We start from the raw sequence: 12556 nt of genomic DNA, 5'->3' as shown, positions 1-12556 counted from the left end.
GAGCCGGCTCTGAGAGAGTCCTTGTCCGTTTCTGTGAATTTCCTGAGAAAGCCCGGGACGGGAGCCCCGCTCAGATCTCGAACAGCGCCTTCGCGTTGTCGTGGCAGACCGCCCGCAGCCAGTCGTCACCGAGCCCCAGCCGCTCCAGGGCGTGCAGCTGGTGGGCGTACGGGTACGGGATGTTCGGGAAGTCCGTGCCCAGCAGGACGCGGTCGCCGAGCGCCGCGAGCCGCCCGTGCTCCGCCCTCGGGAACGGGGAGAACTCCTCCGTGAAATCCGTGAACGCCATCGTCGTGTCCAGCCGGACCTCCGGGTACGTCTCCGCGAGCGTCAGGAACTCCGCGTACTCCGGCATCCCCATGTGCGCCACGATCAGGGGGAGGCGGGGGTGGCGGGCGAGGACGCGGGCCATGGGGTCCGGGCCGGTGTGCTTGCCGGGGGCGGGGCCGGAGCCGCAGTGCGTCACGACCGGGATGCCGGCCTCCGCGAGCAGGCCCCAGACCGGGTCGAGCAGGGGGTCGTTCGGGTCGTACGCGCCGACCTGGAGGTGCGCCTTGAAGACCCGCGCCCCCGCCTCCACGGCCTCCCGTACGTACCGCTCCGCCTCCGGCTCGGGAAAGAAGGTCGCGGTGTGCAGGCAGTCGGGGGTCCGGGCGGCGAAATCGGCCGCCCAGGCGTTGAGCCAGGCAGCCATCGACGGCTTGTGCGGGTAGAGCATCGAGGTGAAGCGGAGTACGCCGAACGAGCGGAGCAGGGCGAGCCGTTCGTCCTCCTCGTGCCGGTAGGTGATCGGCCACTCCAGGCCGGTCAGCGGGCCCGCCGAGTCGAAGTACGCCCAGACCTTGCGCAGCACCCGCTCCGGCATGAAGTGCGTGTGGACGTCGATGATCCCTGGCAGCCCGAGCCGCTGCCAGAAACGCACCACGTCGTCGTGATCGTCACCCATACGGCCGAGCCTCTCAGAACAGCCCGTCCTGCGCCGCCCCGCCCCCCAGCGCGACGGCCGGCACGCCCACCCCGGCGTCCGCGCCGGCCGCCGCCAGCGTCCAGCCGGTCATCAGCCGGGTGTCGAGGACGACGACGCCGTCCGCGCCCGTGTCCAGGTGGAGGTCGGGTCCGGCCGCCGCGACCAGCAGGCCCGCGACCGCGCCGCCGTCCGCCAGGCCGGTCACCGCCCTGCCCGGCGCGGACACCGCCCCGAGCCCGAAGATCCCCGCGTGGTCGACCGCCTCGAACGGCAGCCGCTCCAGCGCCTCCGGCCAGCCGCCGCCCTCCAGGGCCGCCGCCTTCCCGTACAGCTCCGCCACCTCGGCGGCCCGTACCGCCTCGTCCGGCAGCTCCGCCCGCACGGCCCGCTTGCGGGCGTACGGAATGCGGTCCGGCACCCCGAGCGCCGCCCGCAGCAGCTCCTCGGCCCGGCGGGCCGCCATCAGCGGGCCACGCCCCAGCCAGCTGAAGACCACCGCCCCCTGCTCCCGCAGCCGGGCCGCGCCGCGCCCCTCGGCGGTGATCCCGACCTTCACCATCCCGGTCCCGAACCAGGCCAGGTACACGCGGTACGTGCGCGGGTCGTCCGGGATCGTGTCGGCGGCCACCGAATGCGCCCGGTCGAGCCGCCCGCACTCGGGGCAGCGCCCGCCCGTGCTGTGCGCGGGGACCACGGCCCCCAGCGGGCAGGCGTGGCCCCGGGCCCCGGCGCAGCGCCGCTCACCGGCCGCCCGGAGGCCGAACTCCGTCCCGTACGCCAGGGCGCTCGCCCGCGTCCGTGTGCCCTTGCGCCAGCCGAGCGCGGGGCCGCCGGACGCCTCGGGCCACCTCAGGCCGGTGCACTGCCAGTCCATGCGCGCACCTTACGGGCGGGCACTGACAACGGGCGCGGGACTAGGATTCGGGCATGGACCTGACGGTGCAGGACGTGGACCGGTTCGAGGCGGCCAGGCCCCGCCTGGAGGCCATCGCCTACCGCCTCCTCGGCTCGGCGAGCGAGGCCGAGGACGCCGTGCAGGACACCTTCCTGCGCTGGCAGGCCGCCGACACCGGGCGGATCGAGGTCCCCGAGGCCTGGCTGACGAAGGTCCTCACCAACCTCTGCCTCAACCAGCTCACCTCGGCCCGCGCCCGGCGCGAGACGTACGTCGGGCAGTGGCTGCCCGAACCGCTGCTCGCCGGGGACGCCATGCTCGGCCCCGCCGACACGGCCGAGCAGCGCGAGTCGGTCTCGTACGCCGTGCTCACGCTCATGGAGCGGCTGGCCCCGCGCGAGCGGGCGGTGTACGTGCTGCGGGAGGCGTTCGGCTACCCGCACCGGGAGATCGCCGAGATCCTGGACCTCACGGAGTCGGCCGTCCAGCAGGTCCACCACCGGGCGAAGAAGCACATCGCGGACGGCAGGACGCGCACCGAGGTGGACGAGGCCGCCGCCCGCCGGGTCATCGAGGAGTTCCTGCTCGCCGCCGCCGGGGGGCGTACCGAACCGCTCGTGAAGCTGCTGACCTCGGACGCCTTCTCGGTCGGGGACGGCGGCGGGAAGGTGCCGGCCCGCACCAAGCCGTTCGAGGGGGCGAAGGCCGTCGCGACGTTCATGCGGGGGCTGCTCAAGCCGGGCAAGGCCAAGACCGCCGTCACCGGGGGCTCCGTCGACCTGTACGTCACGAGCGCCAACGGCTCCACCGCGGTCGTCGCGGCCGTCGGCGAGCGCGTCATCGGCGTCATGTGCCTGGAGGTAACCCCCGAGGGCATCCAATCGTTCCGCAACCAGGCCAACCCGGACAAGCTCGAACGGGCGACCCGGCAGTGGGCGGCCATGGAACACGGGAAGCCGCTGCTCACAGCCTTCTGATCAATATGTGACGCAGGTCACATCACTTCTGTGTCAGGGAATCGCGGGCTGTCCGGTTCAAGGGGCGAAACCGCGCGAGACAGGAGCAGGCACATGCAGCACCGCATCATCGTCCTCGGAGCCGGCTACGCCGGAGCCATCGCCGCAGGCCGCATCGCCAAGCGGCTGCGCCGCGACGACGCCACCGTCACCCTCGTCAACGCGGAGCCCGACTTCGTCGAGCGCGTCCGCATGCACCAGCTCGCGGCGGGCCAGGACCTCACCCCGCGCCCCTTCGGCGAGATGTTCGCCGGGACCGGCGTGGAACTGAGGGTCGGCAGGGTCACCGCTGTGGACGTCGACCTGAAGACCGTCACCGTCCAGGGCGCCGACGGCCCCGACGAGCTGGCCTACGACACCCTCGTCTACGCCCTCGGCAGCGCCTGGAACCCCCAGGGCGTCCCCGGCACCGCCGAGCACGCCCACGAGATCGCGAGCCGCCCCGGCGCGCTCCGGCTCCGCGACCGGCTGGCCGCCCTCCCGCCCGGCGGGTCCGTGGTCGTCGTCGGCGGCGGACTGACCGGTCTGGAGGCGGCCACCGAGTTCGCCGAGGCCCGCCCGGACCTGGACATCGCGCTCGCCGCACGCGGCGGGCTCGGCGACTGGCTGTCCCCGGCCGGCCGCCGGCACGTACGCAAGGTGTGCGACCGGCTCGGCATCACCGTCCACGAGCACACCGCCGTCACCGAGGTCGGCGCCGGCCACGTCACCACGGCCGACGGCACCTCGTTCCCCGCCTCGGTCACCGTGTGGACGGCGGGCTTCGCGGTCCACCCGCTCGCGGCGGCCACCCCCCTGGAGACCGACGGCACCGGCCGGATCGTGGTCGACGCGACCATGCGCTCGGTCTCCCACCCCGACGTGTACGCCATCGGCGACGCGGCCCTGGTCGCGGGCCCCGGCGACAAGCCACTGCGGATGTCCTGCGCCTCGGGCATCCCGACCGCCTGGCAGGCCGCCGACTCCCTCGCCGCCCGGCTGACCGGCCGCAAGCTCCCGCACACCCCGCTGCGCTACTTCAACCAGTGCGTCTCGCTGGGCCGCAAGGACGGCCTGATCCAGTACGTCACCGCCGACGACCGCTCGGTGCGCGGGGTCCTGACGGGCCGGATCGCCGCCGTCTACAAGGAGCTGGTCTGCAAGGGCGCGGCCTGGGGCGTGGCCAACCCGACGACCGGCATGCCCACCCGGCGCCACCCGGCCACCGCCCCGCGGCCCGCACCGGCCGCGGCGGAGGGACGGTGACCGGGGACCGGCTCCGGGTGGTGCTCAGGCTGCGGGGCAGCCGGCGGTGAAGGGGACGTCGGCGAAGAACTCCCGCCAGGCGGTCTCCGCAAGGGCGCCGTCCGCCCGGCGGCAGACCGTGGTGGCGGCAGTACGCGGGGCGATCTCGTACGACGCGAGGTCCACGTGGCGCCCCGATACGCGCAATGTGGTGCCGTCCGCGCCGAAGCTCAGCGCCATGACGGAGTCCCCGGCCGTGGGCAGGGGCGAGCCGAGCGGCGTACGGGAGGCGAGGTCCCACAGCTGAACGGCTCCGTTGCCTCCGCCGACCGCCAGGAGACGGGAGTCCGGGGAGAAGGCCAGCGCCGTGACCCCCCTCGGTGCTTCGGGGCCCACGCGTCGCAGTTCGCCCAGGCGCTCGCGCACCTGCCCGTCCCACAGCACGACGCGGCCCGTGCTGTCCCCGGCGGCCAGAACCGCGCCGTCCGGGCTGAAGGCCAGAGGGCCCGTGCTCTCGATGGACCCTGCGCCTGCGGGGGGCCGGTCGTCCGACGGCTCGCGGACCTGTCCGTCGGAGGTGACGAACCGGCTGCCGTCCGGGGCGATGGCCACCGCGTGCCCCTGAGCGCCGGGCCACGACCTGACCATGTCGCGGCGGCGCAGGTCCCACAGGTGTGTCCAGCCGAGGGCCGGGGGTTCGACCAGGAGCAGCGACCGGCCGTCGGGCGTGTAGGCGATGGTGCTCAGCTCCACCGGGTGGGTTCGCTCGGGCATGACCAGATCCGCTGTCCCTGTGACACGGTGGCGGGACACGCCCCAGAAGTTCACGCGCAGGGGTGGTGTGGGGTGAGCCACGGCAGAGATCGTTTCGGTTCCGTACGCGAGGGTGCGGTTGTCGGGGCTGAAGGCCAGGAACTGCATGCAGCCCGGGGACTGGTCTGTCGGGGCCGGGCACGGCAGGCCAGGCAGGTCCGTCCAGCCGCCGCCCGACCCCAGCTCCCGGAGCCGGAACCCGGCCCGGTCCCCCTCCCCCTGACGGGCGACGGCGAGCAGCGTGCCGGAGGGGCTGAACTCGGCGTTCAAGGCGGGGCTTCGCTGCCAGTCGGCGGCCAGGACACGGCCTATGTCCACCGTACGCACGGCGCTTCCCCACCCGAAGTTAAGAGGGGAACCGGCCAGATAGCTGAGGGTTCCCGCCGCGAGGTCGAAGCGCAGCTGTGCCGCCTCCGCCCCTTCGAGCCCGTACCGGAACACCGGCTCGCCGCCCGGATCGTCCGTGCGCCAGAGCAGCAGCTCCTCACCGTCCGTCGCCGCCAGGAACCTTCCGTCGGGACTGAGCCGCGCCTCCACGAGGCCCTGGTGTTCGGCGAGCCGCTGTCCGCGGCCGGTGCCGATGTCCCACATACGCACCCCGTCGTCGTCGACCAGTACGAGGCCACGGGAGTCGGGGGTGAACTGCACCGCCTCGTTCAGGCACTGCACGCGGGAGGTGGTGGGCGCCCAGGGCGTCGCGACCCTGCGCCGGCGGTCGAGATCCCAGAGCTGGACCGGCTCACCGGGCAGGCACTGGGCCAGCAGACTGTCGTCGGGGCTGACGTTCACCTCCTGGACGAGTACGAGACCACGCCCTTCCGACGAGCGCCGGGCGTCGAGCGCGCCCGAGGCGGCCGGAGCGAAACCCTCGTCGGCGCGCGGCTCGCGCCAGGGGCGCGGCGGCAGGGTCAGGAGGGTCTCCCCGGTCGTCGCGTCGCGTACCACCGCCCGTTGTCGCCGGCCTTCGCCCGCCGGATCGGGGGCCTTCTCGTACGTGATGAGGAGCCGCCCGCTGGGACTCGTCGCCACCCCGCCGGAGGCCGCCGTCGACAGGGCGCGGCCGGTGCGGCCGGTGACGAGATCGCGCATCCCCACCCGCACCTCGAAGGGATCGCCCTTGAGGAACTGCGGAACGCTCAGTCCACCGCCCCGCATCGGGGCCACCAGGTCCAGCGCCTCCCCCAGGCCGGGCAGGTGACGCCGCTCCCGCCCCGTGCGTACGTCCCACTCGACCACGTTCCTGCTGCCGAGGCTGAGCAGGGTGCGACCGTCGTCGCTCAGGTGCCGCATTGTCGCGCTGTCCGTGTCGGGGTCCGTGAACAGCCCCTGCTCCGGCTGGGTCGACGCGCTCAGCAGCGCGGAGCGCGTCTCCGGCAGGTCGGCGGCGTTCCAGGCCGCGAGGGCGAGGCGCATGGATGTGACGGGGTCCGACAGGCGCAGGCTCTCGGCCACTCCGGCGACACGGCGCGCCTCGTCCTCGATGCGGCGCCGGTCGCCCAGCCGGCTCTGCTGCCAGGCCACCAGACCCGCGAGCAGGGCGAGCACGAGCAGGGTCGACAGAGCCCCGCCCCGCACGCGACGGAGGCGCACTCTGCGCGCGGCAGCCCGGGTGCTCGCGGCAAGGAAGCGGCCTTCCAGCGGGGAGAGTTCGCCGCTCTCCCCGGAGCGGGTCCCGAAGTGTGCCTGGGCAGTGGACAGCCGCACCCCCCGGTAGAGCGCTCCGGGATCGCGGCCGAGGTCCTGCCAGCCCGTGGCGGCCTCGGTGAGACGGCGGTGCAGACGCAGCCGCTCACGGTCCTCGTCGATCCACCCGCGCAGGCGCGGCCAGGCGGTCAGGAGCGCCTCGTGCGCGAGGTCGACGCTGTCGTGGCCGAGGGTGATCAGGCGGGCGCGGCCGAGATGTTCGAGGACGACCGCCACGTCTTCGCCGTGACCGCCCTCCCCGGCATTCCTGTCTGCGGCGAGGCCCAGTTCGGACCGGATGACCGGCCGGCGTGTGTCCTGGGTGCCGAAGCCCGGGGCGACCAGGCGCAGCAGCACGCGCTGGGCCGTTTCCCGCTGCATCGGGGTGAGCCGGCCGTAACACTCCTCCGCTGTACGGGAGATGGCCCCGGCCAGGCCGCCCGCCGCACCGTACGCCGATTCGGTGAGGGTCCGGCCGTGGCGCCTGTGCCAGGTCTCCAGGAGGGCGTGCGACATCAGGGGCAGGCTGCCCGGCTGTTCCGACAGCTCCTCAATGATTCTTGCCGTCAGGGAACGTTCGACCAGAAGCCCTTGGGTCGCGGCGGGTCTGGTGATCGCCTCACGGAGTTCGTCCTCGGTCATCGGCCCGAGCAGCAGCGTGCTGTCGCCGGCCGCTTCGGCCAGGCGGCGGTCCTGGGCGAGGTGGCCGTAGAAGTCGGCGCGCACCGCGATCAGTACGCGTCCCCCGCGCTCGGGCCGTACCGCGTCCAGGAGTCCGCCGATGAACCGGGACCGTTCGGAGGCGTCCGTACACAGCGTGAACAGCTCCTCGAACTGGTCCACGATGAGCAGGGCGCGCCCGTCGTTCGTGGCCCCGGGTGCCAGCAGGGGGGCGTGCGCGGTGGCCGGACGCGGGCCGGGGGTGAGGACCCTGATCACCGACGGCCGGTCCGCCGTCCCCGTCAGGTGGCGCAGCCGGGGGATGAGGCCCGCCCGGAGCATTGACGACTTCCCGCTGCCGGAGGGTCCCGACAGCACGGTGAACGGCTTCTCGCCGACGAGGGCGGCGAGTTGGGCCACGGCTCGGTCACGGCCGAAGAAGAGGTCGCTGTCACCCGTCTCGAACCGGGCGAGCCCCCGGTACGGCGCCGAGGCCGGATCGCTGTCGGCGGCGAGGCGTTCGCCCGTCACCTCCTCGCCCGCCTCGGCCCACCGCCGTTCCCAGTGGGCCTCGTCGCCGCCGCAGGCCCGTACGTAGGCGAGGGTGACCGGCAGGGACGGGAGCCGGTCCCCGGCGGCGGCCTCCGCCAGCGTGGTGGCCGAGTAGTGCGCCCGCGCGGCCATCTCCCGGTAGGTCAGCGGCGCGGCCTCCCTGCGCAGCTTCCGTAACTCCAGTGCGAACCGGACCACGGGCCCGTCGGCCGGGTCCAGTTCGCGTTCACGGCGTCCCAAGGCAGTCCCCCTCCGTCCCACAACGTCCGGACCAGCATGCCGGGCTTTGTCCGGAGTGATGGAAGGGGTCTGCCGGACAACCTGCCGGCCCCGAAAACTCGAATCGACAGCAACCGAACAGCAGAGGAGAAGTCGAACCCATGCGAATCAAACGCTCTCTCGGTGCGGCGGCCGTGCTGGCCACGGCCGTCACCGCACTGGCCGTCCCGCAGGCGGAGGCCGGACAGGCGGCCCCGGCCCCGGCGTCGGTGCAGGCGAAGTCGCCGACCGTCTCCCCCAGTACGGGACACGCCCCCATCTACAACGACGCCGGCCTCATCTCGTGCCAGGTCGGTTCCCTGTGCACTGCCGTCTGGGACCCGGCCAGGGGACAGTGGCGGGTCGACCGCTTCGAGAAGTGCGGCACCTACTACCTGAGCTACTGGGAGGGTGCCGGGACGTACATCAACAACCAGACCGGCGGAGCGGTGGGCAAGTTCATCCGGGCGGACGAGACGTCGAAGAAGGCACCCGCGGACAACAAGAGCCACCCGATCAACTGGAGCGAGTTCTGGTCGATCAAGCCCTGCTGACCCCCCTCACGGCAGCCGCTCCGGCAGTGGCCCCGCGCTCCGCGTACCGGGGTGGGGGCCGGCCGGGGTGAGGAACTCGACGTCGCCCGCGGGGTCGGCCGTCACCACACCGATCACGGTGACGTGCCGGCCCCGGGGGTGGGCGCGGAGGACGGCGAGCACCGGGTCCGTGCGTTCCGGAGGGGGGAACAGGCATAGGCAACCCGCGCAGGCCCCCCAACAGTCATCAACCTGATCCGCGAACGCCTCGTGCGGAGAGGGGAAGGGCGAAGTCCCGACCGGGACTTCGCCCTTCCCCTCTCCGCCGCACCTCTCCATCGGCCGAAGCAGTGGCCGTACGCGCATCCGCGATGAGATCCGGCAGCGCCTTCATCACCGTGTCGAACTCAGCTGAGTGTTACCGCGTCCATCCCGCCGCGAACTGCTCGCGCAACTGATCCAACGAGAACCCGGCCCGGGCGGCTCCGGCGCCCGGCCCCCGAGCACGGGCATGATGGCGCGACGCACCGCCACGAAGCGCGGCCCGTCGCTCTCCCCCGAGGACGCGACCGCGGGAAGATGCCCCAACAACGTGGTGAGCTCCACGCCCAACCCGTTCGCCAACGCGTGCCGTGGGGGAAGCCGCGCCGACTGCTTCCGCCCCTGCTCAAGCTGCCTGATCGCATCCACGGACACACCGGCCCGCTCGGCCAGCTCTTCCTGCGTCAGGGAATCCAGCCGCCGCAGAGCCCGCCCCAGATCATCGCTCGCCACCCGGCCACGGTACGCGCGCAAGTACCGGCGGGGTGGGGAGCAGGACGAAGAGCCACCTCACCGATCAACAACCCACCGCGCATCAGCCGGCCAGGCACCCGATCCAACGATGTGCTCCACGATCCGAAGCGCCTCCGCGAGGGGCACGGTGTCCCGGTCCGGATACTCATCGTCCTGCCCGTTGGCCAGCACGAACCCGTCGCTCTCCCCCTCGGCCCCCGGATCCACGGCATGCTCCCCGGGATCGCCCTCCCGTTCCAGCAACACCACCATGGCCCGCCACCCGTTGGAAACGAATGCCGGCATCCGGCCGGCAGAGCTGCTGAACCACGTCTCGAACTGCCCGCCCGCCATCCGCGCCCGAAGAGCCGGAACCACCGCTCCGCGCGAAACAGGGGCAGGGCTGTCGCCGTCGATCGCCCAGGACTCGATCACGGTCACGACGATCTCACGGGAGAACAGCGGCCTGTCAGCCGATCAACGCATCGCCGCCCCGGACCGTCCGGACCTCAACGCGAGAGGCCCCCAGGATTTCTCCTGGGGGCCTCTGGCCTGCTGTGCACTCGGCAGGATTCGAACCTGCAACCTTCTGATCCGTAGCTCTAGCCGGATCGGTCAGTAGCGGCCATTCCGGCACCTACGAGGTTCCGCAGAGTCGTCGGGGGCCAGGCGCGGTCGCTCTGGTTGCGGTACTTCTCTGCTGTACAGCAGGGGCTCAGCGCGGGGCTATGCGGCAGGCACAACGTGGTCAAAGCAGGAACCAGTAGTTCCCGCCAGCGATGCCGACAGCGGTGGCCACGCACACGAGGAACGCGGGCGAGACCGACAGGGACACGGACAAGCTGAAGTGTTTCCCGACCGTCAGGTGCAGGCGCCGGGGCGCCCCCACGGGTTGAGTCTCGGAGCTGGCCGCGCCATGCTGGGGCTCATCGGCAGGCAAGTGATGCTGGTGGATCATGGGGAACCCCCTTTGTGATGGGGCGTCGCCGCTCTCGCGGCCTCGGAACCTGATGGTGGCGACGCTCCCGCTCACCCCTGCTGCTTATGCAGAAGAGGACACAAAAAGGGGCCCCACCGTGGCATGCCATGGTAGGGCCCCTCAACGCTACTGAGACGCTAGCGAGTTACCGTGAAGTTGGTCAACTCGACTCGCCGGTCGAACTGTTGGGGGAGCTCCCGGAGAGCGGGCCCGTCTTCAGCGTCAATCTTTGAGCCACGGGGAGAGCGCTCCGCTGTGCCGCACCGAGGCACCCGGCGAGGCGAGGTCGGGGTTGGGCCGCATGGGCGATGACCTCTTCATCCCGAAGCAACTCGGGGGAGTGCTCGACCTCGGGGCATTCGTGCCGTGAGCTGCCATGACTATCTCTCGGCGTCCGTGGGCGTCCATCACGGGTCGGGTCCGTTGTCACGCAGAAAGACACTCACTTGGCGCGCCTTCGGAGCATCCCCTGGAGACCTGCATGCCTCGTCGCCTCGTAGGGCGTCTGCTTCTACTCGCCCTCGCGTCTTGAGTTGACAGCAGCTCGCAGGCGGCGTTCCCACCCTTGATGGTGAGTGATCCGCTCGAAGTCACGCGCTGGTTCGGCAATCAACTCAAGGCGTGAGCGTCGGCTCAGCTCCTCCCAACCTTCGTACATAACGTACAAAGCGTTGCCGTACTCGACGTTCTCGAAGGCCACCAAATTCGGACCGAACTTCGCCCCCACGTACCGCTGAAATCCGCTGGTGCCGTAGACGAGTTCACTAGGCGAAAGATCTAGTAGGACGCTCATCCTTTCTTCCAGCGCCCTTCTGCGCTTGTCGCCTACGGTGATGCCGACACGTCTGGCCAAGTCGTTCAGGGCTGCATCACGCTTGCCGACAGGCAGAAACTCCCACGTGACGGTTACTGATGCCAGCCAGTCAGAGCCAGTCGTGTCGCTTTCTACTACGTCAACAGCGCCCACGTTCTCCTGAAGGAGAGACAGCGCGAAGACCAACTCTCGGTCCTCCGTCTCGACGCGATGCAGGACAGACTCGACCCGAAAGGCGATGCTGATCTCGTCGTCGGCCTGTCGCGTGCTCACCATCGTGATCGGGATCTGCTGCCCGTACACGATCTCGGTCGGGTAGACGAGGCGATTGAAGAGGATTGTGTGACTACCCTTGCTCCAGTCCCCGAAGTTGGGCGTCTCGATACCCCAGGTGCGAGGTACCTTTGGGAGATCGACCCGCCGCACGACCTTCCCTGTGAGGTTCCAACGTGAGAAGCGTCCGCGTGCGATAGGCGGAAGTGCGCTCCCGGGGACTTCGACCGCGTCGTCTTCTGCTCGAACTCCGAGGTGCTCCAGTGCGCCTTCTCGGATCTCTTCGAGCGTGTAGGACTTGCGAACGCCTACCTGGTAGTTGTCGCTCTGCAGCCCAGAGATCTTAAGTCTGATGTTCTCTGGGACGCGTCTGAAACTCTTCTTCCCCATGGGCACCTCCGTAGGTGAGGGCCAAGCTCATGCTCGGGGCCTGCTTGGAAGCTCAGGCTTACCGATGTAGGGTCCCAGGGCGCGACCAACGCACGGGCCTTATGCCGGAGCTTGACACCAAGTCGAAGCCCCGCATGGGGCCTGTTTGGTTTCTGCTACTTCCAGTAGAGCACCACTGACGATCTACCAGCAACCATCTATCACTACAGGTTGTGGTAGGCACTCGATGCCACCCCTAGATCTAGTGGCCCAGGGGTGCGTAGACGCAAAATTTCCAGAATATCGGGCCACACTGACAAGAGTCGGGCATTCGCTGCACTACTCGGCTGCTCGGTCTTGTACCACCTCAACCCACCACTTACCTCGGCTCCCATCCCGTCCGCCTTCGACCCACACACCGTGGAGCGGTCGTGGTTCAGGGCGTCAAGGTGGAGCGCGCCACTGTACGAACGACCTTGACGCCCTGAACCACGACCGCTCGGCTCTGCCTGGGTCGAAGGTGGTCGGGATGGGAGCTCCCCGACGCTCGCCACGCTCCGGCCGGCACTCGCGAACGGCGCCCCGTCCCATCCCGGAGTCTGAGCGCCCCCGCCGGAGGCATCCTCTTGAAGCCGCGGGCTTGGTTCTCTCCTTATGCCCCGGGCCTATCCAGTTGTGGGCGCGCGTCGGCGGCGGCAGCGCCGAGCGGGCCGAAGGCAGGAGCGCGGGCGCAGCCAGAGCCGGGA

Annotated in this window: 10 protein-coding genes and 1 pseudogene; 3 read left to right on the top strand and 8 right to left on the bottom strand. The window is 71.0% G+C overall.

Annotated features, from left to right (window positions below; translation table 11 throughout):
- Nucleotides 1-70: 70 nt before the first annotated feature.
- A complete protein-coding gene (locus B082_RS0122325; RefSeq protein ID WP_018554036.1) occupies nt 71-946 on the bottom strand; it encodes an amidohydrolase family protein in 876 nt (291 codons plus the stop codon).
- Nucleotides 947-959: 13 nt separating this feature from the next.
- Nucleotides 960-1841 (bottom strand): DUF2797 domain-containing protein, encoded by an 882-nt coding sequence (locus tag B082_RS0122320; RefSeq protein WP_018554035.1) that lies wholly within the window; start codon nt 1839-1841, stop codon nt 960-962.
- A gap of 53 nt (nt 1842-1894) precedes the next feature.
- Between B082_RS0122320 and sigJ the strand changes: the two genes are divergently transcribed.
- Nucleotides 1895-2839 (top strand): RNA polymerase sigma factor SigJ, encoded by a 945-nt coding sequence (sigJ, locus tag B082_RS0122315; RefSeq protein ID WP_018554034.1) that lies wholly within the window; start codon nt 1895-1897, stop codon nt 2837-2839.
- A 93-nt stretch (nt 2840-2932) separates the two neighbouring features.
- Nucleotides 2933-4123, top strand: coding sequence for an NAD(P)/FAD-dependent oxidoreductase (locus tag B082_RS0122310; RefSeq protein ID WP_018554033.1), 1191 nt, complete (start codon nt 2933-2935; stop codon nt 4121-4123).
- A gap of 24 nt (nt 4124-4147) precedes the next feature.
- Here the strand turns inward: B082_RS0122310 and B082_RS0122305 are convergent, their stop codons facing one another.
- On the bottom strand, nt 4148-8050 hold the full coding sequence (locus B082_RS0122305; protein ID WP_018554032.1) for a hypothetical protein: 3903 nt from the start codon (nt 8048-8050) through the stop codon (nt 4148-4150).
- Nucleotides 8051-8190: 140 nt separating this feature from the next.
- On the opposite strand from B082_RS0122305, the gene B082_RS0122300 reads away from it, so the two are divergent.
- A complete protein-coding gene (locus tag B082_RS0122300) occupies nt 8191-8622 on the top strand; it encodes a hypothetical protein (protein ID WP_018554031.1) in 432 nt (143 codons plus the stop codon).
- A 6-nt stretch (nt 8623-8628) separates the two neighbouring features.
- Here B082_RS0122300 and B082_RS39245 read toward each other — a convergent pair whose 3' ends face one another.
- The 5 genes and pseudogenes from B082_RS39245 to B082_RS0122270 form a co-directional block, all read right to left on the bottom strand.
- On the bottom strand, nt 8629-8784 hold the full coding sequence (locus tag B082_RS39245; RefSeq protein ID WP_018554030.1) for a hypothetical protein: 156 nt from the start codon (nt 8782-8784) through the stop codon (nt 8629-8631).
- 133 nt (nt 8785-8917) lie between these two features.
- Nucleotides 8918-9375, bottom strand: a pseudogene (locus tag B082_RS0122290) (helix-turn-helix domain-containing protein); the annotation flags it as partial.
- Nucleotides 9376-9432: 57 nt separating this feature from the next.
- On the bottom strand, nt 9433-9816 hold the full coding sequence (locus B082_RS0122285; protein ID WP_018554029.1) for a hypothetical protein: 384 nt from the start codon (nt 9814-9816) through the stop codon (nt 9433-9435).
- A gap of 307 nt (nt 9817-10123) precedes the next feature.
- Entirely contained in the window at nt 10124-10333 is a 210-nt protein-coding gene (locus B082_RS0122280) for a hypothetical protein (protein ID WP_158688892.1), read from the bottom strand.
- A 532-nt stretch (nt 10334-10865) separates the two neighbouring features.
- Complete coding sequence (locus B082_RS0122270) at nt 10866-11831, bottom strand: hypothetical protein (protein WP_158688891.1); 966 nt, start codon at nt 11829-11831, stop codon at nt 10866-10868.
- Nucleotides 11832-12556 lie beyond the last annotated feature (725 nt).

Origin of the sequence: Streptomyces sp. ATexAB-D23 (genome assembly GCF_000373645.1) — a bacterium.
GTDB lineage: Bacteria > Actinomycetota > Actinomycetes > Streptomycetales > Streptomycetaceae > Streptomyces > Streptomyces castrisilvae.
The sequence above is the reverse complement of the archived record's forward strand: the minus strand, read 5'-3'. Positions and strand labels throughout refer to the sequence as shown.